The sequence below is a fragment of the Janthinobacterium sp. JC611 genome (genome assembly GCF_018682595.1).
Taxonomy (GTDB): Bacteria; Pseudomonadota; Gammaproteobacteria; order Burkholderiales; family Burkholderiaceae_D; genus Janthinobacterium.
In genome coordinates, this window is record NZ_JAFLJN010000009.1 from 199,398 (window position 1) to 219,618 (window position 20,221).

At 62.7% G+C, this 20,221-nt stretch carries 16 protein-coding genes; 6 read left to right on the forward strand and 10 right to left on the reverse strand.

Annotated elements, in window-relative coordinates; translation table 11 throughout:
* The first annotated feature begins 59 nt into the window (after positions 1–59).
* Entirely contained in the window at positions 60–785 is a 726-nt protein-coding gene (locus J0O65_RS08480; RefSeq protein ID WP_215405871.1) for a hypothetical protein, read from the forward strand.
* A 68-nt stretch (positions 786–853) separates the two neighbouring features.
* On the opposite strand, the gene J0O65_RS08485 is transcribed toward J0O65_RS08480, so the two are convergent.
* The 3 genes from J0O65_RS08485 to dprA all read right to left on the reverse strand — a co-directional run bounded on the left by J0O65_RS08485 (position 854) and on the right by dprA (position 5,476).
* Entirely contained in the window at positions 854–3,520 is a 2,667-nt protein-coding gene (locus J0O65_RS08485; protein ID WP_215405873.1) for a DNA topoisomerase III, read from the reverse strand.
* Positions 3,521–3,813: 293 nt separating this feature from the next.
* Positions 3,814–4,278 (reverse strand): Smg family protein, encoded by a 465-nt coding sequence (locus J0O65_RS08490; protein WP_215405876.1) that lies wholly within the window; start codon positions 4,276–4,278, stop codon positions 3,814–3,816.
* Between the two features lie 94 nt (positions 4,279–4,372).
* A complete protein-coding gene (dprA, locus tag J0O65_RS08495; RefSeq protein WP_215405878.1) occupies positions 4,373–5,476 on the reverse strand; it encodes a DNA-processing protein DprA in 1,104 nt (367 codons plus the stop codon).
* 292 nt (positions 5,477–5,768) lie between these two features.
* Between dprA and def the strand changes: the two genes are divergently transcribed.
* The 3 genes from def to J0O65_RS08510 all read left to right on the forward strand — a co-directional run bounded on the left by def (position 5,769) and on the right by J0O65_RS08510 (position 8,308).
* Positions 5,769–6,311, forward strand: a complete 543-nt coding sequence (gene def / locus J0O65_RS08500; RefSeq protein WP_215405880.1) for a peptide deformylase — start codon at positions 5,769–5,771, stop codon at positions 6,309–6,311.
* Between the two features lie 107 nt (positions 6,312–6,418).
* The gene (gene fmt / locus J0O65_RS08505; RefSeq protein WP_215405882.1) at positions 6,419–7,375 is read left to right on the forward strand and encodes a methionyl-tRNA formyltransferase; all 957 of its coding nucleotides are present in this window, start codon (positions 6,419–6,421) and stop codon (positions 7,373–7,375) included.
* Positions 7,376–7,405: 30 nt separating this feature from the next.
* Positions 7,406–8,308 carry a LysR family transcriptional regulator gene (locus J0O65_RS08510; protein WP_215405884.1) on the forward strand — a complete coding sequence of 301 codons (903 nt, stop codon included), beginning with the start codon at positions 7,406–7,408 and terminating at the stop codon, positions 8,306–8,308.
* Here the strand turns inward: J0O65_RS08510 and J0O65_RS08515 are convergent, their stop codons facing one another.
* Both J0O65_RS08515 and J0O65_RS08520 read right to left on the reverse strand, forming a co-directional pair.
* Positions 8,309–8,716, reverse strand: a complete 408-nt coding sequence (locus tag J0O65_RS08515) for a tautomerase family protein (RefSeq protein ID WP_215405886.1) — start codon at positions 8,714–8,716, stop codon at positions 8,309–8,311. It lies immediately after the preceding gene.
* A 158-nt stretch (positions 8,717–8,874) separates the two neighbouring features.
* Complete coding sequence (locus tag J0O65_RS08520; RefSeq protein ID WP_215405896.1) at positions 8,875–11,319, reverse strand: IPT/TIG domain-containing protein; 2,445 nt, start codon at positions 11,317–11,319, stop codon at positions 8,875–8,877.
* Positions 11,320–11,993: 674 nt separating this feature from the next.
* Between J0O65_RS08520 and metH the strand changes: the two genes are divergently transcribed.
* Both metH and J0O65_RS08530 read left to right on the forward strand, forming a co-directional pair.
* On the forward strand, positions 11,994–15,788 hold the full coding sequence (gene metH / locus J0O65_RS08525; protein ID WP_251373601.1) for a methionine synthase: 3,795 nt from the start codon (positions 11,994–11,996) through the stop codon (positions 15,786–15,788).
* 120 nt (positions 15,789–15,908) lie between these two features.
* The gene (locus J0O65_RS08530) at positions 15,909–16,280 is read left to right on the forward strand and encodes an SPW repeat protein (RefSeq protein ID WP_152253527.1); all 372 of its coding nucleotides are present in this window, start codon (positions 15,909–15,911) and stop codon (positions 16,278–16,280) included.
* A 104-nt stretch (positions 16,281–16,384) separates the two neighbouring features.
* Here the strand turns inward: J0O65_RS08530 and J0O65_RS08535 are convergent, their stop codons facing one another.
* The 5 genes from J0O65_RS08535 to J0O65_RS08555 all read right to left on the reverse strand — a co-directional run bounded on the left by J0O65_RS08535 (position 16,385) and on the right by J0O65_RS08555 (position 20,177).
* The gene (locus J0O65_RS08535; RefSeq protein ID WP_215405898.1) at positions 16,385–17,665 is read right to left on the reverse strand and encodes an EAL and HDOD domain-containing protein; all 1,281 of its coding nucleotides are present in this window, start codon (positions 17,663–17,665) and stop codon (positions 16,385–16,387) included.
* 137 nt (positions 17,666–17,802) lie between these two features.
* Entirely contained in the window at positions 17,803–18,582 is a 780-nt protein-coding gene (locus tag J0O65_RS08540; RefSeq protein WP_215405900.1) for a class II glutamine amidotransferase, read from the reverse strand.
* Positions 18,583–18,659: 77 nt separating this feature from the next.
* Positions 18,660–18,917, reverse strand: coding sequence for a BTH_I0359 family protein (locus tag J0O65_RS08545; RefSeq protein ID WP_215405902.1), 258 nt, complete (start codon positions 18,915–18,917; stop codon positions 18,660–18,662).
* A 142-nt stretch (positions 18,918–19,059) separates the two neighbouring features.
* Entirely contained in the window at positions 19,060–19,461 is a 402-nt protein-coding gene (locus J0O65_RS08550; RefSeq protein WP_353056168.1) for a CobW family GTP-binding protein, read from the reverse strand.
* Positions 19,458–20,177 (reverse strand): response regulator, encoded by a 720-nt coding sequence (locus J0O65_RS08555; RefSeq protein ID WP_215405923.1) that lies wholly within the window; start codon positions 20,175–20,177, stop codon positions 19,458–19,460. The genes J0O65_RS08550 and J0O65_RS08555 overlap by 4 nt, the downstream gene beginning before the upstream one ends.
* Between the last annotated feature and the right edge of the window lie 44 nt (positions 20,178–20,221).

Below are 20,221 nucleotides of genomic sequence, written 5' to 3' on the forward strand. Positions count from 1 at the left end.
ATCCCACCGGGGCGGATGGCAGCGTTGCCTTCCGCCCCTCTGCACGTAAAGGCAACACCATGAAATCGTCCCTGATCGCCGTCCTCCTCGCCGCCGGCTTTGCCGCCAGCGCGCAAGCCGCGCCTGCCACGCCTGCCGCTCCTGCCGACCTGGACCTGGGCATCACCTATTACAGCCGCGTCCTGACGCCGGAAGGCGTGACGCGCGAGAGCCGCTACGAAGAAAAGATGCTGCGCCGCCCCGGCCACGTGTGGGTCGAGCGCGTGCTGGCGCCGTCGACCGATGCGCATGCGGGCCACAAGCATGGCGAAAACACCAAGGTGGCACTGAAGGCCACGCAGCATGAACACAAGCACTTCAATCCCGTGCTGATACCGCGCCACGTGATGCTGGAAAAGAACACCGTGCGCGTGGAGTACATCGATGCGCACGACAAGATCGTCGTCTCTATCCCCAAGGCCGAGTTCGAAAACGTCAATTTCGACGGTTCCTGGGAAAACAGTTTCTATCTGCTGGACCCGAAACTGGTGGCCGCCATGCCGCTGTCGAAACAGGCGTCGACCGTGACGGGCGCGCGCTGGCGCGAAGTGGAAAAGAATGGCGTGTTCCAGCGCATCCTGTGGGATGAGCAAAGGCAGATTCCCCTGATCATCGAAAGCGGCGACCGCGCGAACACCTTCTATCGCCGGGTCGACGTCAAGCTGCAGCCGACCGTCAGCAAGGCGCAGCCGTGGGCCAATTTGCAGAACTACGCGCAGCGCGAGTATTCCGACTACCTGGACTAATCTAACCTCGGGACGTAAAAAAAGCCAGGGAGCGACCCCTGGCTTTCGTCTGTCTGGCTGGCGCCGGATTACTCCGCCGCTGCCGCTTTCTTCGCCGGCGCCTTCTTCGCGGCCGGCTTTTTCACGGCCGTCGCTTTCTTGGCCGGCGCTTTCTTCACTGCTGCCGCTTTCTTGACGGCCGTTTTCTTCGCTGGCGCCGCGCCTTCTTCGCCTTCGGCCTCGACGGCTGCCGCCTTGGTCTTGGCGCCCGGCTTGGCCTTGCGCTCTTCAAACTCGAAGCTCACCTTGCCATCCTTGCCGCGCACGAGGAACGCCTTGAACGGGCGGCGGGTACGCTGGGAAACAAAGCCCGGCAGCAAGTCGGTCTTGCCATCGTTGAGCAGTTTCGCCATTTGTTCCGGCAAGATTTCCTGCTGCAAGATGATGCGGCCGCTGCGGAAGTCGCACGTCTTCGGCTTGGCCACGCTGTGCTCGCACACATAGGCCAGGCCCATTTCATACACGCCGGCGTTGCACTTGGGGCAAGGTCCCACGGGCGTCTGGCCCGTGAAATCGACGCCTTCGCCATCTTCGCTCTCGTCGTTCTGGCCGAAATCGAATTCCAGCTTGAAGTTCTTGATCTCTTCATCGCGCACGATGCGCAGGATGGCGGCGAACGGACGACCCATCTTCGAGCGGAAGCCTTGCAGCGGGCCGATGGTGCGGTCCTTCAGCAATTGTTCCACTTCCGCGATTTCGAACTGGCGCGACCCGGGCGTCTTGCTCATCGAGAATTCGCACTTGGTGCAGGCGAAACGGCGATAGTTTTCCTTCACCACGCCGCCGCAATTCGGGCACGGCGTTTCCAGGGTGGCGTAGTCGCCCGGGATCGTATCGTTGTCGTATTCCTTGGCGCGCTTGACGATGATTTGCGTCATCTGTGCAATTTCACGCATGAATTCTTCGCGCGAAATCTTGCCTTTTTCCATCTGCGACAGCTTGTATTCCCACTCGCCCGTCAACTCCGGCGCCGTCAATTCGTTGACGCCCAGGCCTTTGAGCAAAGTCATCAGCTGCGACGCCTTGGCCGTCGGAATCAGTTCGCGGCCTTCGCGGATCAGATAGCGCTCCGTCAGCAAGCCCTCGATGGTGGCCGCGCGTGTCGCCGGCGTGCCGAGACCCTTGCCGGCCATCGCATCGCGCAGCTCGTCGTCGTCGATCAGCTTGCCAGCGCCTTCCATGGCCGACAGCAAGGTCGCCTCCGTGAAGCGCGCGGGCGGCTTCGTCACCAGGCCATTCGCGCTGACGCTTTCCGTCTGCACTTTTTCGCCCTTGGCGACGGGCACCAGGTTGCCGTTGCCATGGCTTTCCTTGTCGGCGTCCGTCGACGCTTCCTTGCCGTAGATGGCCAGCCAGCCCGGATTGGTCATGACCTTGCCTTCCGTCTTAAACTGATGGCCGGACACTTCCGTGTAGCGCGTGGTGACCTGGAATTCCGCAGGCGGGAAGAACACGGCCATGAAGCGGCGCGTGACCAGGTCGTACAGCTTCTGTTCCGGTTCGGACAGGTTCTTCGGCGCGATCGTCGTCGGGATGATCGCGAAGTGATCCGAGATCTTCGTGTTGTCGAAGATGCGCTTGTTCGGCTTGACCCAGCCTTTGTCGATGATCTGCTTGGCGAACTGGTGGTAGTTGCTGTTGTCCTTGACCGTTTCCAGCGCCTGCAGCACGGTCGGCATATAGTCTTCCGGCAGGTGGCGCGAATCGGTACGCGGATACGTCAGCACCTTGTGCTTTTCATACAGGGCCTGGGCCAGGCCCAGGGTGTTCTTGGCGGAGAAGCCGAAACGCGAGTTCGCCTCGCGCTGCAGGCTGGTCAGGTCGAACAGGCCCGGCGCCATCGACGTGGTCGGTTTCGATTCTTCCGTGACGTTGCCTTGGCGGCCGCGGCAGGCGGTGGCGATCGAGTCGGCGGCCGTCTTGCTCCACAGGCGCTCGGCGCGCTTCTCGGGGTCGTTCTCGTCCTTCTTGAACTTCGTGTCGAGCCAGCGGCCTTCATAGATGCCGGCCGCGCAAACGAATTCGGCGCGCACTTCCCAGAAGTCGCGCGGCACGAATTTCTTGATCTTGTCTTCGCGTTCGACGACGATGGAAAGCGTTGGCGTCTGCACGCGGCCCACGGTGGTCAGGTAAAAGCCGCCTTCTTTCGAATTAAACGCCGTCATGGCGCGCGTGCCATTGATACCGATCAACCAATCGGCTTCCGAACGGCAGCGTGCCGCGTCCGCCAGCGGCAGCATTTCCTCGTCGCTGCGCAGGTGCGCGAAACCGTCGCGGATGGCGCCCGGCGTCATCGACTGCAGCCACAGGCGCTTGACCGGTTGCTTGGCTTTCGCGTTTTGCGCGATCAGGCGGAAAATCAGCTCGCCTTCGCGCCCCGCATCGCATGCGTTGATGAGGGTGGTGACGTCTTTGCGTTTGATCAGCTTGTTTAATACTTTGAGGCGCGCTTCCGTCTTGGCGATCGGGTTCAGCGCGAAATACGGTGGAATCATCGGCAAGTGCGCGAAACTCCATTTGCCGCGCTTCACGTCGAATTCTTCCGGTACGGCGATCTCCAGCAGGTGGCCGACCGCCGACGACAGGACGTATTCATCCGATTCAAAGTACTCATCGTGCTTGGTGAAGCCGCCAAGCGTCTTCGCGATATCGTTCGCGACAGAAGGCTTCTCGGCGATGATGAGGGTTTTTGTCATATTTTTTAGTCTCGAAAAATGCTCTAGGATAGTTTCAGCATGCGCATCATACAGTGCATTGCCAGGCGCCGACGCTTTTGTCTGCGCAAGGCCTTGTGACTTGTGGTCTTGTCAAGCGGCCAATGATAAGCGCCTATTGAAGAATTCGGCAAGTTATCTGCAAGCAAGAATGCGCAGGCGCAAACGCGATTGTCAAGCGTGCGCGCCGGTGCAGCACATGGTAAAGGGGATGGCGCGGCGATGGCGCGAGGATCGGGCAGGCAGCGACAGCGGCGGCCGGCGACGTCTATATATTAGTGCAATAGGCGCGGCTGGAGGTCTTCGTCGTCGACGAACAGGTCGTCGAACATCAGGGCGTCCGGTTCCTTGCCCTGGCTCCACAGCAGCATCAGCACGATGACTTTCAGCTTGCCCAGCGAAACGGGCGCCTCGTCGAGCGCCAGCGCCCGTTCAATGACGATTTCGCGCTGCAGTGGCGAGAGCACCTTGGCGCTTTCAAGGAACTGGATGAAGCCGATGGCGGCCGTGCCCAGCACGTCGCTTTCCTGCTGCACATAGAAACGCGTGCCCGTGGAGGCGGCCGTCAGGGTTTGCTCGACGCCGGCCATGGCGTTCAAGTCCGTCAGCCAGACGAGCGCCTCGGAAATCTCCACGTCGTCGAAACCGACGGCCGACAGTTTGCGCGCCAGAACTGCCGGCTCGGGGCAGGCATCGGGGCGATAGTAAGTCTCGTAGAGGTACACCAGGATATCGAACATGGCTCTACTCTATCAGCTAAGTTCGCTGCGACACAAGGGTGCGCACAGACAAAGCGCCCCCTTGCGGCAAGGCCGCCACACAAGTGACAAGCTGTCATTTGCAGCGTTGAAACAGTCCTCCCGGCAAGCGTTCGACCCGGCCCGCCAGCTCCAGCGCCAGCATTTGCCCCATCAGTTCAGCGATGGGCAGGCCGCTGCGCGCGGCCAGGGTATCGGCATCGAGGGGATCGTGGCCCAGCGCGGCCAGCAGCGACGGCTCGTCCTCCACCGCTGGCGGCATGCCGGGGACACCGCCCAGCCACTGCAGCTCCTGCAGCACGTCATCGACCGACTCGACCAGCTTGGCGCCCTGCTTGATCAGCGCATGGCAGCCCTTGGCCAACGTCGCATGGATGGAGCCGGGCAAGGCATACACGTCGCGCCCCTGCTCGCCGGCCAGGCGCGCCGTGATCAGGGAACCCGACTGGGCGGCCGCCTCGATCACCAGCACGCCGCGTGCCAGGCCGCTGATCAGGCGGTTGCGGCGCGGAAAGTTCGCCGGCATGGCCGGCAAGCCCAGCGCATACTCGCTGACGATGCAGCCCTGTTCCGCGATTCTTTGCGCCAGATCAAGGTTACGTCGTGGATACACCAGATCGGCGCCCGTGCCGATCACGGCCACGGTGGCGCCCGCGCCGCGCAGGCCGCCCTCGTGCGCGTGCGTGTCGATGCCCAGCGCCAGCCCGGAAATGATGGTCAGGCCCGCCGCGCTGAGGGCCTGCGCGAAGGCGGCCGCATTCTGCATGCCTTGCGCGCTGGCATTGCGGCTGCCGACGATGGCCACGCCGGGACGCGACAGCAGCTCCGCCCGCCCCCGCACATATAACAACAGCGGCGGATCGGCGATTTCCAGCAGCAGCGGCGGATACGCGGCGTCGGCCAGGGTCAGCACGGCATTGCCGCGCCGCTGCAGCCATTGCAGCGTGAGTTCCAGCTGGCTGTTGGCCACGGGCTTGGGCGGCTGCACGATGGCGCGCGCCGCGCCGGCCGGCACGACTTCGCGCAAGGCTTCGAACGGCGCGGCGAAGACCTGGGGCGGCAAGCCGAAGCGGGCCAGCAAGGCGCGCGCCGCCACCGGCCCCACGCCGGGCAGATGCTGCAGGCGCAGCCAGCCCGCCAGTTCCGTGGCCGCGTCTGCCGTCGTTGCAAGTGCATGCATGACAACCTCACTGTGTACCATGCCCCCATGCTAGCGCCATGGCGCGCACGCGCTACCGACGCGCGCAAGGATGCGTGCAATGGCCGCCACCCCGCCATCCACAGGAGCATGGGCGTCTGTGATAAAATTTCCCTTTGCAGCAGACGATTAGCGCACTGGCAAACGCATCTGCCGCGCCGTTGCGCCGCACGCGCCCAACCGTCGCGTACTCACCATAGCCCTGCCATCGTCCGCATGGCCCAGGCATGAATAATCCGGCGCACCGGCGCCCACCTTAACCAGTCGAATCCGTATGTCCATATTAAATATCCTGCGTTACCCCGATCCGCGCCTGCACACGGTCGCCAAGCCCGTCACCGCATTTGATGCGCGCCTGCAAACCCTGATCGACGACATGGCCGAAACCATGTACGACGCCCCAGGCGTCGGCCTGGCCGCGTCGCAAGTGGACGAGCATATCCAGATGATGGTGATCGACATCACCGAAGAGAAAAACCAGCTGCAAGTATTCATCAACCCGGAAATCACCTGGGCCAGCGAAGAAAAGCAGGTCTACGACGAAGGCTGTTTGTCCGTGCCCGGCGTCTACGATGGCGTCGAGCGTCCGGCCCGCATCAAGGTGCGCGCCCTGGACCGCCACGGCAAGCAGTTCGAGCTGGAAGCCGATGGCTTGCTGGCCGTCTGCATCCAGCATGAGATGGATCATCTGCTGGGCAAGGTATTCGTCGAATACCTGTCGCCGCTCAAGCGCAACCGCATCAAGACCAAGATGATCAAGGAAATCCGTGGTCTCGAGCGCGAAGCGAGCCTGCGCGCACAGAACCGCCGTTTCTAAGCCGCTTTTGCGATACTGCTGATAGACTAAGCAGCAACAGTAGTCGTTACACCACGCCAGCCTGGCGCCTCCGGCGCGGGCCTGCGCACCTCACGTCAAGGAACCATATGAAAGTGATCTTCGCAGGCACGCCTGAATTCGCCGCCACGGCCCTGAAAGACTTGCACGAAGCGGGATTCGAGATTCCGCTGGTGCTGACCCAGCCCGACCGCCCGGCAGGACGCGGCATGCAGCTGCACGCCTCGGCCGTCAAGCAGTATGCGCAGCAGCATGGCATCGAGGTGCTGCAGCCGCTGTCCCTGCGCATGGACAGCAAGGACCCGCAGCGCGCCGCCGAGGCAAAGGCGGCCCACGAGCGCCTGCTGGCCACCGACTACGACGTGATGGTGGTGGCGGCCTACGGCTTGATCTTGCCGCGCAGCACGCTCGACATCAAACCCTGCATCAATATCCACGGTTCATTGCTGCCGCGCTGGCGCGGCGCCGCGCCGATTCACCGCGCCATCGAGGCGGGGGACGATGAAACGGGCGTGACCATCATGCAAATGGAAGAAGGCCTCGATACGGGCCCCATGCTGGCCATCGAGCGCACGCCCATCGAGGCGGGCGACTCCACCGCCACCCTGCACGACAAGCTGGCCGCCCTGGGCAGCAAGATGATCGTCGAGACCCTGCGCAAGATGCAGCAGCAGCCGCTCGAAGCCGTGCCGCAGCCGGAAGCGGGCGTCACTTACGCGGCGAAAATCGCCAAGGAAGAGGCGGCGCTCGATTTCAGCCTGCCGGCGCTGGAACTGGGCCTGAAAATCCGCGCCTTCAATCCGTTTCCCGGCGCCTGCGGCCAGGTCGATGGCGTCACCATCAAGATCTGGGCCGCCGAGGTACTCGAAGCGGACAGCAAGGAAGCGCCGGGCCAGGTGCTGGCGGCCGACGCCCAGCACGGCATCGTCGTGGCCTGCGGCAATGGCTCGCTGCGCCTGACGGAGCTGCAAAAACCGGGCGGCAAGCGCCTGCCCGCGGCCGAGTTCATCAAGGGTTTCCCGCTGGAAGGCAAACGCTTCGTTTAAGCCGCCAATCGCTACCGGCGGCACGCGCCCATGGACCAGCTGACCGCCTTGCGCGCCCTGCGCCGCGTCGTGGAACTGGGCAGTTTCACGGCCGCCGGCGCCGCGCTGGGCATTTCCCACTCCATCATCTCGCGCCAGATCCGCCAGCTGGAAAGCCAGCTGGGCGCCCAGTTGCTCAACCGCACCACGCGCCGTTTCGCCCTGACGGCGGCCGGCCAGGAATACTACCTGGCCAGCCGCGACATCCTCGACGCGCTCGACGCGGCCGACCGCGCCGTCGCCATGCACCAGGCGCAACCGTCCGGCAGCCTGCGCATCAATGCACCGATGGCTTTCGGCACGCTGGAACTGGCCGCCTGGCTGCCCGATTTTGCCCGCCAATACCCGCACATCCACATCGATCTCGTCTGCAATGACCGCATCGTCGACCTGATCGACGATGGCTTCGACGTGGCGCTGCGCCTGGCGCGCGGCTTGCCCGATTCCACCCTGGTGGCGCGCCAGCTGGCCAGCAGCCGTACGGTGGCCGTCGCCTCGCCCGCCTACCTGGCGCGCCATGGCCATCCGGCCACGCCGCAAGACCTGGCGCAGCACAATTGCCTGATGTACACATCGGGCGACAAGCCGGCGGAATGGTGGTTCACGGATGGCGACGGCGCCGCGCACAAGGTCGCCGTGCGCGGCAGTCTGCAAGCCAATACCAGCGTCGCCTTGCGCGAAGCCGCCGTGGGTGGCATGGGGATTGCCGGCGCGGCCGCCTTCATCGTGCGCGACGCGCTGCGCAGCGGCCAGCTGCTTGAAGTATTGCCCGGCTACACCTTGCGCCCACGCACCCTGTACGCGCTGTATCCGCACAGCCGCAAGCTGTCACCGAAGGTCAGGGTCTTCGTCGACTTTGCCGTGCAGCACTATCAGGATCGCCACTGGGATTGATCAAGGCTGCTGCAGCGCCTTGCGCACGGCGCGGAACTGCTGCGTCAAGCCTCCGTAGCCCCAGGCCGCCTGGCGCGCGTCATGCACGTGGATATAGCTGACTTCATGCACGGCGCCGAGATACTCCTGCATTGCGGCGAACACGGCGGCGATATACGCGGCTTTTTCCGCCGCCGTATTCGTTTCATCGCTGATCAGGATATCGAGGAAGAAACTGCTCTTGCCCTGGGCTTGCAGCGAGGGCCCGCCGACAAACCAGTGCGCCGCGTCGGCATGGCTGATGGCCACCGAGGTCAATTCGGGCGCCTTGTGCAGCAGCCGCGCCGTCAGGCCGCTCAGGGTGGCGGCGATGGCGGCCGACAGGCGCGCATCGGGCGCGGTGGAGAGACGCAAGTTCAGGATGGGCATGGGATGCTCCGCAAGTGGATGAAGACCCATTCTAGGCAGGCAGCGTCGGCAATGGCAGCCCCCGCCAGGCACAGGATCTGTGCAGTTTATGCACCAATGCCTGCGCGCATAAAAAAGGGCTTGCCGCGGCAAGCCCTGGTTGCATCCGGCGTGACCGCTTAGCGGCGCTGCACCTTCATCATGCGACCGCCCACGGACGACGACAGGCTGACCTCGAAGCGGCCGCCGGCCGGCAAGGCGCTCACGTCGACGCTGGCTTTGCCACCCGTCAAGTCACTGGCGAGCACCGTCTTGCGGCCATCTGCGGCGACATGCAGCACGGCGGCGTAAGGTTCCGCCTCGGCATTCCAGGTCAGCGCCAGCTTGCCGCCGCCTTGTGTCGCCTCAAACGTGGCGTCGTTGGCGGCGGCCTTGCCGCGGCGCGCCTGGCGCTCGAGCTTGGCCAGGGCCTTGCCATTTGCCAGCACTTGCACGTCGCTGATTTCGCCCGGGTTGGCGAAGCTGACGCGGAAGTGGCTCATGGCGTTGCCGCCATGGTCGGCCACGGAGACGCCATCGAAGGGCAAGTCGATAGTCTGTCCCGACACCGTCAACACGCGCAAGGTATAAGCATGGCCGCTGCCGCTGGCGGCGGCGCCGATGCGCGCCGACGAGGCGACGGCCGGGCGCAAGGCCACGCCGCCAGGCGTGATGCGGCCGGAAATGGTCAGGTAGCCGTTCTCGGCCACGGACATGCTGGCGGCCAGCACATTGCTGCCCGTCACCTGCGTGCTGCGTTTTTCCAGGAATTGCTGCACCCGCGCATAGCTGTAGTCGGAGAACCAGGCGCCGCTGCAATAGCTCATCACGTCCTTCATCGGCGTGCTGCCATAGACTGCCTTGCTCAGTTGGCCGATGCTGCCTGCATAGTTGCTGTTGTACAGCGGTTGCGGACCCAGATTGCCATCCGCATACGGGTAGTCGACAGCGGCGCCAGCCGGCCCGCCGCAGGCAACGTGCTGCAGCGAGTGATTGTGGCCCAGCTCATGCACGAGCGTGGTCAGCCATTCAGGCCATTGATTGCCGAATGGATCGACCGATGCGATGCTGTTGAACCGGGCGTCCAGGCCGATGGCCGACGTGAAGTCGCTGCCGCCGCTGCGCTGGTTGATGTAGGCCAGGCCGGCGGCGCGGGTGGAGGACATCCTCGGCACGAAACCATAATAATAGGCGCCGCTGTCTTCCAGTGCGCGCTTGTTGTCCAGCTTGCCCAGGGCATCGCTCCACCAGCTGTCAGCCGTGCTGCTGCCCGGCATGCTCAGCGCCGCGCGCGTCGTGATGCTGATATTTTCCGTCGCATACGGATACACGCGCAGCAGCGCGGCACGGATCACCTCGGCGTCAGGCAGTTGCGCCACGCCATCATCCGTACTCAATGGCACCAGCACCAGACGGATTCTGGCGAGGCTGGCCACCGCAGGCGCCGCTTCCTGGCTCACTTGCACGCCATCATTGCCGACGGCCGTCACGCGCACGCGCACGCCGGGCAAGATCCAGCTGGCCGGCAGGACGGCGCTGAAGTTGCCGTTGAAACTGTCATCGTTCTTCGTCGTCGGCAAGAGCGCCGGGCCCGTCATCGCGATACTGCCCAGGTTGCTGCCATTGGCGGCGGTCGCATTCAGGGTGACTGCCGGGCTGGACTGGCCCGCCTGCGCGGCCAGCACGGACACGCGCACGGCGGCCGGCTTGCCGCGCGTCAGGCGCAAGGCCGTATTGCTGGCGTTCAAATTCAGCACTTGCGCGAAATCAATACTACCCAAGGTAAAGGCCGACACCGTGCCCGCATTGACGGCGATGCGCGACGCGGCCGACAGCATCACGTTGCCCGTTGCCGAGGCTGGCGCGGACAACACCAGTTGGCTGGCGCTGGCGCTGACGATGGCCGCTGGCGTCGTGCCCACCGACGCCGAACTGACCTGGTCGAGATTGCTGCCCTGCAGCGTCACCGACAAGCTCCCGCCGCTGACGGCCGAGCTGATCGACGTCACCGTCACGCTGGCCAAGACCGTGTACGTGTCGCCGCTGATCACATCGTTGTAGGGACCGCGCAGCGTCAGCGGTCCCGTTGCCGCGCCCGCCGGCACCACCACGGTCACGCTGCCGGCCATCTGGCTTTGCGGCGTTGCCGCCGCGCCATTGCCAAACTGCACCGCCGTCACGGCGCCCATGCCGCCGCCCGCGACCGTCACGCTGGAGCCGACGCCGCCCGTCGCCGGCGCGACGCTGCCCACGCTCAAGGGCAGGTATACATTCACGCTATAGCTGGTGGCCGCCGTGCCGCTGGCGCTGACCAGGCTCAAGGCGCCCGTTACGGGTACGCCAGGCATGGCCAGGGTCACGCTGCTGTCGCTGCTGGCACTGGTGGCGAGCGTCACGCCCGCCACCTGGAAGGCCGTCACGCGGCTCAGATTCGTGCCCGTCACCACCAGACTGCCGCCAACGGCGACATTCGCCGCCGAGACGGCCGTCACGGCAGGAACCAGGACGGGCGTACCCGATGTGGTCGCCACCACCGTGTCGCCACCACCACCGCCACCGCCGCCACAGGCGGACAGGCCCAGCATGACAAACAATGCTACAAGAAGATGGTTTTTCATGGCTGGCAACCCTGTTGCTGCAGCGCGGTGTCGGGGAGGACACAAGATAAATGTGACATATTGGTGACTTTTGGTGAGAATTTAATTTCTAAGAACCAATATTATGGGTTAATTCGATTCCCAACGACAACTATTAATGCTTTTGATTCAATTGGTTTTGATAATAATTAAAATATCTGCTTGGCAAACTTTATTTTGAGCATTATTCCTCTCGCTCTGCATTGACCGAAATCACATTTAATTTCCTTTACAGCTATTGCCATTCAATTCATTAAAAAGATGCGGATGCGGCACAAATAATGTGGAAATTTTTCCACAGCCTAGAGACCATACCTTTCTGCCAACTTTGCTGGAAGAATTAACGTTTTGAGTAAGATTTTCAGGAATGTAATTTTCAGGAGCAGGCGTGGCGGAAGGCGATGTGTTGCAAGAACGCCTGCCTTAGGGTGAACGGCCGCTTTTGCTTAAAACCAAAGCAGCCTGATGCCGTATAATTTTAGACCCGGTGAAATCAGGCGATTGCCACCTTCTGCCTGCCCTACCCGGCCGGCAACTCTCCGTCAGCTGATCCTGCTGGCCCGCATCCGCCTCGTACAGTCCTGTCGCCGCGCCGCCGCCCGTTTGCCTATTGAAAGCATGAAATGAACGATACCGTGATCCCCGCCATGTCCCCGACCGAAGCCACCTTGCGCGCCATCCTGGCGCAGCGGATCATGATCCTCGACGGCGCCATGGGTACGATCATCCAGCAATACAAGCTCGACGAGGAAGCGTATCGTGGCGGTCCCGCCGGCCGCTTCATCGATTTCGCCGCGCCGGCCGACAGTGGCGCGCGCGAACTGTTCGTCAAGGGCAATAACGAGCTGCTGACCCTGACGCAGCCGCACATCATCCAGGAAATCCACGAGCGCTACCTGGCGGCCGGCGCCGACCTGATCGAAACGAATACCTTCGGCGCCACGACGATCGCGCAAGACGATTACCACATGGCCCATCTGGCCTATGAAATGAACGTGCAGGCCGCCAAGCTGGCGCGCGCCGCCTGCGACAAGTATTCCACGCCGGACAAGCCGCGCTTCGTCGCCGGCGCCCTGGGCCCCACGCCCAAGACGGCGTCGATCTCGCCCGACGTCAACGACCCGGCCGCACGCAACGTCAGTTTCGACCAGCTGGTGGCCGCCTACCTGCAGCAGACGCAGGGCCTGGTGGAAGGCGGCGCCGACGTGTTGCTGGTGGAAACCATTTTCGATACCTTGAACTGCAAGGCGGCCCTGTTCGCCATCGACCTGTTCTACGAGCAAAATCCCGACGTCGCGCGCCTGCCGCTGATGATTTCCGGCACCGTCACGGACGCCTCGGGCCGCATCCTGTCGGGCCAGACCGTGCCCGCCTTCTGGAATTCCGTGCGCCACGCGAAACCGCTGACCATCGGCCTGAACTGCGCGCTGGGTGCCGCCCTGATGCGCCCGTACGCGGAAGAGCTGGCCAAGATCGCCGACACCTTCGTGTGCATCTACCCGAACGCGGGCTTGCCCAACCCCATGAGCGACACGGGCTTCGACGAGTTGCCAGCCGACACGTCCGCCCTGCTGCGCGAGTTCGCCGACGCGGGCTTCCTGAACATGGCGGGCGGCTGCTGCGGCACCACGCCCGAACACATCGCCGCCATCGGCGAATTGTTGTCAAAAAACACCCCGCGCACCGTGCCGGCGCCGTCGCACGACCTGCGCCTGGCCGGCCTGGAACCGTTCGTCGTCAACGATGAATCGCTGTTCGTCAACGTGGGCGAACGCACCAACGTCACGGGCTCGAAGGCGTTTGCGCGCATGATTCTCAACGAGCAATATGACGAAGCCCTGTCCGTGGCGCGCCAGCAAGTGGAAAACGGCGCGCAAGTGATCGACATCAACATGGACGAGGCCATGCTCGATTCGCAGGCGGCCATGACGCGCTTCCTGAACCTGATCGCCTCGGAACCCGATATCTCTCGCGTGCCCATCATGGTCGACTCGTCGAAATGGTCGGTCATCGAAGCGGGCTTGAAATGCGTGCAGGGCAAGGCCATCGTCAACTCGATTTCCATGAAGGAAGGCGAAGAGGAATTCCTGCGCCAGGCAAAGCTGTGCCGCCGCTATGGCGCCGCCGTCATCGTCATGGCTTTCGATGAGAAGGGCCAAGCCGACACCTTCGAGCGCAAGATCGAAATTTGCGCGCGCGCCTATCACCTGTTGATCGATGCGCTGGACTTCCCGCCGGAAGACATCATTTTCGATCCGAACATCTTTGCCGTCGCCACCGGTATCGAAGAGCACAACAACTACGCCGTCGACTTCATCAACGCCACGCGCTGGATCAAGGAAAACCTGCCGTACGCGAAGATCTCGGGCGGCGTGTCGAACGTGTCGTTCAGTTTCCGCGGCAACGATCCGGCCCGCGAAGCCATCCATACCGTCTTCCTGTACCACGCCATCAAGGCCGGCATGACCATGGGCATCGTCAACGCCGGCATGGTGGGCGTGTACGACAACCTGGACCCGGAATTGCGCGAGCGCGTGGAAGACGTGGTGCTGAACCGCCGCGAAGACTCGACCGAGCGCATGATCGAATTTGCCGGCACCCTGAAGGCGGGCGGCAAGGCCGAGGCGCAAACCCTGGCCTGGCGTGAAGGCACGGTGCAGGAGCGCCTGTCGCACGCGCTGGTGCACGGCATCACGCAATTCATCGTGGAAGACACGGAAGAAGCGCGCCAGCAACTGCTGCACAATGGCGGACGCCCGATCCACGTGATCGAGGGCCCGCTGATGGCCGGCATGGACGTGGTCGGCGACCTGTTTGGCCAAGGCAAGATGTTCCTGCCGCAAGTGGTGAAATCGGCGCGCGTCATGAAACAGGCCGTGGCCCATCTGATCCCGTTCATCGAGGAAGAAAAGCTGCTGGAAGAGCAGCGCACGGGCATCGTCGCCAAGCCGAAGGGCAAGATCATCATGGCGACCGTGAAAGGCGACGTGCATGACATCGGCAAGAACATCGTCACCGTCGTTCTGCAATGCAACAACTTCGAAGTGGTGAACATGGGCGTGATGGTGCCGTGCTCGGAAATCCTCGCGCGCGCCAAGGTGGAAAACGCGGACATCATCGGCCTGTCGGGCCTGATCACGCCGTCGCTGGAAGAAATGGCCTATGTCGCCAAGGAAATGCAGCGCGACGAACATTTCCGCATGCTCAAGATTCCCCTGCTGATCGGCGGCGCCACCACCAGCCGCGCTCACACGGCCGTGAAAATCGCGCACAACTACGACGGCCCCGTGATCTACGTGCCGGACGCCTCGCGTTCCGTGTCCGTGGCGCAATCGCTGCTGACGCCGGAACAGCGCGACAAATACGTGGAAGACATTGAACTCGATTACGCGCGCATCCGCGAGCAGCACGCCAACAAGAAGGCGCTGCCGATTTTGCCGCTGGCGCAGGCGCGCGCCAACAAGATGCTCGTGCCCTTCGACGGCCCCTGCGCGCCCGTGAAACCGAAGTTCATCGGCCGCCGCGTGTTTAAAAACGTCGACCTGGCCACCCTGGCCAACTATATCGACTGGGGCCCGTTCTTCCAGACCTGGGACCTGGCCGGCCCCTTCCCCGCCATTTTGACGGATGAGGTGGTGGGCGACGCGGCCACCAAGGTCTACGCGGAAGGCCAGGCCTTGTTAAAGAAACTCATCGACGGGCGCTGGCTGACGGCCAATGGCGTCGTGTCCTTGCTGCCGGCCAACAGCGTCAATGACGACGATATCGAGGTGTACACGGACGATACGCGCAGTACCGTGGCGTTCACGTATTACGGCATGCGCCAGCAGGGCGTCAAGCCCGTGGTCGACGGCGTGCAGCGCCCGAACCAGTGCCTGGCCGACTTCATCGCACCGAAGGCGTCGGGCGTGAAGGATTACATCGGCATGTTCGCCGTCACGTCCGGCCTGGGCATCGAGAAATACGAAAAGCGCTTCGAGGATGCGCACGACGATTACTCGTCCATCATGCTCAAATCGCTGGCGGACCGCCTGGCCGAGGCGTTTGCCGAATACCTGCACGAGCGCGTGCGCAAGGACTTGTGGGGCTACGTGCCGGACGAGCACTTGAGCAACGACGACATGATCGCCGAGAAATACGTGGGCATCCGCCCGGCGCCCGGCTACCCTGCCTGCCCCGAGCACACGGTCAAGAAACAGATGTTCGAGGTCATGCAGGCCGGGGAAATCGGCATGCAGCTGACGGAATCGTATGCCATGTTCCCCGGCGCGGCCGTGTCCGGCTTCTATTTTGCCCACCCGGAGTCGAAATACTTCGTCGTCGGCAAGATCGGCATGGACCAGGTGGAAGACATGGCCAAGCGCCGTGGCGCGAAGGTCGAGGACGTGGAACGCTGGCTGGCGCCGAACCTGTCGTAATACCATCATATAAGCACAAGGCGCGCGGAACTTATCGCGCGCCGAAGCGCACTAACGCAGTATGCCGGCCGGCATGCTGCATGCCCGCTCCGGTCCGTTCCCAACTGGCAAGGAGGTAATATGGCAACCAACTTCAAACTGAAACGCTGGCAGGATCAAGTGATCCTGTTGCTGGGCCTGTGGCTCGTCGTCTCGCCCTGGGCCTTTTCCTATCCCGAAGGTTCGCCGCAGATGATCAACGCCTTTGTCTCGGGCCTCGTGATCGCCGTGCTGGCCGCCTTCGACCTGTACAAGACCTATTTCTGGGCCGTCGTCGTCAACCTGCTGGTGGGCGTCTGGGTCGCCGCCTCCCCATGGGTCTTGCGGCTGGCCGAACAGCGCGTCGTCATGTGGAACGAGCTGATCGTCGGTATCGCCGTCGTCGTGCTGGCCCTGTGGGAACTACGCACCGACCCCGAGCTGCACAAGCACTGGCCCGGCGCCGCCGCGTAGCGGCGTAAAAAAACCCTGCCACGGCGATGCCGTGCAGGGTTTTTAAAGAGCGCGCCAACAATGTTGTCGGATTACGCGCGGCCGGGAGGTCGCGCTAATCCGACCTACAGCGCGTATCGTACGACGTTGTCGCTCCATTCGTAGGCGGCCATTTCCAGCTCCACCAGGTCGCCCGGCGACATGGCCAGGTCGCGCAAGGTTGGCACGATCTCGCCTTCCATGTCTTCGATGCGCTCGATGCATTCGGCCAGGCGCAGCAGGTCGCCATAGAAGCCTTCGCGCGACAGCAGCGCTTCGGCCACTTCGTCGATCACTTCGATCTGGCTGAGGATTTCCGACATCGGCACGCCGAACAGGGTATCCATCAGGGACATGATGCCGACCGTAAAGGCGATATCGGCCGAGTGGGCGTGGTTCGGACGCAGTTTATGCGCGAGCAATTCCAGCAGGCGGCCGCGCGTGGTGGCCAGCATCAGCAACGGCGTCATGCTATGGCCGCGCTTGCTTGGCTCCGCGTACAGCATGATTTGCAGCCAGCGTTGCAACTGGCGGCGGCCCAGCACGGTCACAGCCTGGCTCAGCGAATCGATGCGCTGGCGCGCGCCCACGGCCGGTGTATTGACCAGGCGCAGCAGGTTCAAGGCCAGCGACACGTCGCGCTTGATGGCGCGCTCGATGTCCATATTGTCGGCGTCCGACGTCACCAGGGTCATCAGTTCCATGACGGCCAGTTGCGACGGCGACAACTTCTTGCCCGTCATGATGGCAGGCTTGGCAAAATAATAACCCTGGAAGTAATCGAAGCCCAGGTCCAGGCCCGACTTGAACTCTTCGCGCGTCTCGACCTTTTCCGCCACCAGTTTCTTGTTTTCCTGCTTGAAACGGGGCGCCAGGGCGGCCAGCACTTTCGGGTCGACCGTGCTCATGTCCATCTTGACGTATTGCACCAGCGGCAGCAGTTCCTGCACTTGTGGCGTGTCGGACACGACGTTTTCCAGCGCGAAGGTGAAGCCATGGCCCACCAGTTCGCTGATGCGCGCGCGCACTTCGGGCGTGACGGGCATCGATTCGACGATTTCCAGCACGACTTTTTCACGCGGCAGGAAGACGAAGATGTCGCTCATGATCACGTCGGCATCGACGTTGACGAAACCGAGCGCGTCGCCGATGACCTTTTCCATGCCCAGCTGCGACGCGTGGGCGATGACGGATGCCGTGGCGGACAGGTCGCTGGTTATGTTGGCGGGGCCGACCGGAGCGTTGCGGAATAGCAACTCATAGCCAAACAGGGCTTGATTGCGGTCGAGAATAGGTTGTCGCCCCAGATAGAACTCGCGCACGCGCAAGGGCTTCGGGGTGATGTCATTGCTGGAAATATCGATCATTAACTCTTCATCAATCACGTCGAGTGACACCGGCCGCGCCGCGCCCGCATCAAGGTTCACTATTGACAATACTTTAGCTGAATTCCGCCCGCGCTGTGGGTATTTTGGCAGCAATCCAGCGTATTGTCGTCAACAAATTAAGTCACTGGCGTGTCTTGCACCATGCCGTCGACAAATAATTTCAATTCACCGGGCGCAAACGCCGTCCATTGCTCATTCGTCGTCAGCGGCTGGGTAACGATCACGGCCACGCGATCCTGCGGCGTCGTTACCTGGGAAAAGTCCACGCTCAGGTCTTCATCGGAGAGTTTAGCAGTTGGAAACGGATGTTGTCGCACCAGATAGTGCAAGCTGGTCGAGCAATGGGCAAACAGCGCCTCGCCGCTCGACAGCATCATGTTGAACGTGCCGTGGGCCGCGATGCTGGGCAACAGCTCAGCCAGGGCCGCATGCAGTTGCGGCAACGCGGGCGGGGCATCGCCAAAGCGCGCGTGCAGTTCCTGCAGCAGGTAGCAGAAAGCGCGCTCACTGTCGGTGCAGCCGACGGGGCGGTAACTGCCCGTCAGCACGGGATTGAATTCCTTCAAATCGCCATTATGGGCAAAGACCCAGTAGCGGCCCCACAGTTCGCGCACGAAAGGGTGGCAGTTTTCCAGCGCCACCTGGCCTTGCGTGGCTTTGCGGATATGCGCGATGACATTGCGCGACTTGATGGGATAGCGTTTGATCAGCTCGGCCACGGGCGAGGCGATGGCCGCCTGGTGGTCGACGAAATGGCGCACGCCGGCACCCTCGAAAAAAGCGATGCCCCAGCCGTCATGGTGGGTATCGGTATGGCCGCCGCGCATGGCGAAGCCGGTAAAACTAAAGACAATGTCCGTGGGGACATTGCAATTCATTCCGAGAAGTTGGCACATGGTCTGTTTGCAGCAGGGTAACCCAGCCACCATACCATGCCGCCAGACGGATTGGTATGGTGGCGATAGTCATCCGGTCAGTGCAACAGGACTGGCTGGCTCATGAGGGAATCGTAACTGCCCAAAAATTCATCGATCTCTTCCATGCTGGGTTCGCTGGCGATCAGTTCCGTGACGTCGCGGCGGAAGTGTTGCGCAAGGATGCCAGCGATAAAGGTTTCCCGCTTGCCGCCCTTGTCGACGATTTCATAGCCGCCAAAGCGCAAGGCTTCCAGGTCGACGTCGGCGCCGAATTCCACGACGCTATATTGTTCGCTGTTATAGATCAGGTTCATTTTGCATCCTTCGCTCAAGCAGGAGAAACTCCTGCGGTTTCAGGACAGAGGTGGGGTTCACGCGGCGCCATTTCAAGCGGCCATGCCACCCTGCGGGCTACAGAGTTGTAACGAGATGCAAACTGCGACTACGGTAATACCGTCAGGAAACAAGCAGGTCCGGTTCCAGCGCCAGCAGGGCATCGTAGGGACTGGCGGTGAGCCAGGTGCGCAGTTGCTCGATGTGCGAGGCGTCGGCCAGGCTGATGAACAAGTGTGCGGGTGGATGGCGCAGCAGACGATTCAATGTTACACGCAATACGAGATTGCCGCTGCAGCACAGGCAACCGGGCGCGATGCGCAACAGTTGCAATGGAAATGGTGAGGTAAGGGAAACTTGCTCGGCCAGCTCGGCCAGGATGGCGTTGCCGTCGGCGAGGCCCTCGAGGATCACGGCGACCTGCTGGCCAGGCGGCAAGGCTTGCGCGATGGCCGCTTCGCGCCCGGCGGCGCGTCCACCGCTGACCAGGGTCAGCGGCGTCGGACGCCGCATGGCTGCGGTCACAGGCTTTTCTTGGCCAGCTTGCCCGGCTCGACGCCCAGCTGTTTCAGCTTGCGGTACAAATGGGTGCGCTCGAGACCTGTTTTTTCCGCCACGCGCGTCATGCTGCCGCCTTCGCGTCCCAGGTGGTGTTCGAAATACATGCGCTCGAACGCGTCGCGCGCCTCGCGCAGGGGCAAGTCGAACGACAGGTTGTAGCCATGGCCTTCAGCCACCGCCGGTACCGCGATGCCTGGACGCACCATCAGCTGTTGCGGCGCGCTGCCGCCAAAGCTGGGCACGGGATGGCTGCTTTCCTCGGGCACCACGGGCGCCACGGGACGCGGCGCCACGCTCGGCGCGCGCACGGTTTCCTGCGCCCGCGCCAAGCCTTGCTGGACTGCCTTCAGCAGTTTTTGCAGGGCAATCGGTTTTTCCAGGAAGTTCATGGCGCCGATGCGCGTCGCCTCGACCGCCGTATCGATGGTGGCGTGGCCCGACATCATGATCACCGGCATGGTCAGCAAGCCATCGCGCTGCCATTCCTTGAGCAAGGTGACGCCATCGGTGTCGGGCATCCAGATATCCAGCAATACCAGATCCGGCGCACCGGCGGCACGCGCTTCACGCGCCTGCTGCGCATTTTCGGCCAGCTGGATAGCATGTCCTTCGTCGCCCAAAATTTCCGAGAGCAACTCACGGATACCCATTTCATCATCCACTACGAGTATGTTTGCCATTCGTGTCTTGCCTTCCTCATTTCGCCGGCCGTCGCGCACAAGAT

What these genes read in the sequence shown, in the direction of transcription:
- J0O65_RS08480 (WP_215405871.1), top strand. Translation starts at nt 60, where the DNA reads ATGAAATCGTCCCTGATCGCCGTCCTCCTCGCCGCCGGCTTTGCCGCC.
- J0O65_RS08485 (WP_215405873.1), bottom strand. Translation starts at nt 3,520, where the DNA reads ATGACAAAAACCCTCATCATCGCCGAGAAGCCTTCTGTCGCGAACGAT.
- J0O65_RS08490 (WP_215405876.1), bottom strand. Translation starts at nt 4,278, where the DNA reads ATGTTCGATATCCTGGTGTACCTCTACGAGACTTACTATCGCCCCGAT.
- dprA (WP_215405878.1), bottom strand. Translation starts at nt 5,476, where the DNA reads ATGCATGCACTTGCAACGACGGCAGACGCGGCCACGGAACTGGCGGGC.
- def (WP_215405880.1), top strand. Translation starts at nt 5,769, where the DNA reads ATGTCCATATTAAATATCCTGCGTTACCCCGATCCGCGCCTGCACACG.
- fmt (WP_215405882.1), top strand. Translation starts at nt 6,419, where the DNA reads ATGAAAGTGATCTTCGCAGGCACGCCTGAATTCGCCGCCACGGCCCTG.
- J0O65_RS08510 (WP_215405884.1), top strand. Translation starts at nt 7,406, where the DNA reads ATGGACCAGCTGACCGCCTTGCGCGCCCTGCGCCGCGTCGTGGAACTG.
- J0O65_RS08515 (WP_215405886.1), bottom strand. Translation starts at nt 8,716, where the DNA reads ATGCCCATCCTGAACTTGCGTCTCTCCACCGCGCCCGATGCGCGCCTG.
- J0O65_RS08520 (WP_215405896.1), bottom strand. Translation starts at nt 11,319, where the DNA reads ATGCTGGGCCTGTCCGCCTGTGGCGGCGGTGGCGGTGGTGGTGGCGAC.
- metH (WP_251373601.1), top strand. Translation starts at nt 11,994, where the DNA reads ATGAACGATACCGTGATCCCCGCCATGTCCCCGACCGAAGCCACCTTG.
- J0O65_RS08530 (WP_152253527.1), top strand. Translation starts at nt 15,909, where the DNA reads ATGGCAACCAACTTCAAACTGAAACGCTGGCAGGATCAAGTGATCCTG.
- J0O65_RS08535 (WP_215405898.1), bottom strand. Translation starts at nt 17,665, where the DNA reads ATGATCGATATTTCCAGCAATGACATCACCCCGAAGCCCTTGCGCGTG.
- J0O65_RS08540 (WP_215405900.1), bottom strand. Translation starts at nt 18,582, where the DNA reads ATGTGCCAACTTCTCGGAATGAATTGCAATGTCCCCACGGACATTGTC.
- J0O65_RS08545 (WP_215405902.1), bottom strand. Translation starts at nt 18,917, where the DNA reads ATGAACCTGATCTATAACAGCGAACAATATAGCGTCGTGGAATTCGGC.
- J0O65_RS08555 (WP_215405923.1), bottom strand. Translation starts at nt 20,177, where the DNA reads ATGGCAAACATACTCGTAGTGGATGATGAAATGGGTATCCGTGAGTTG.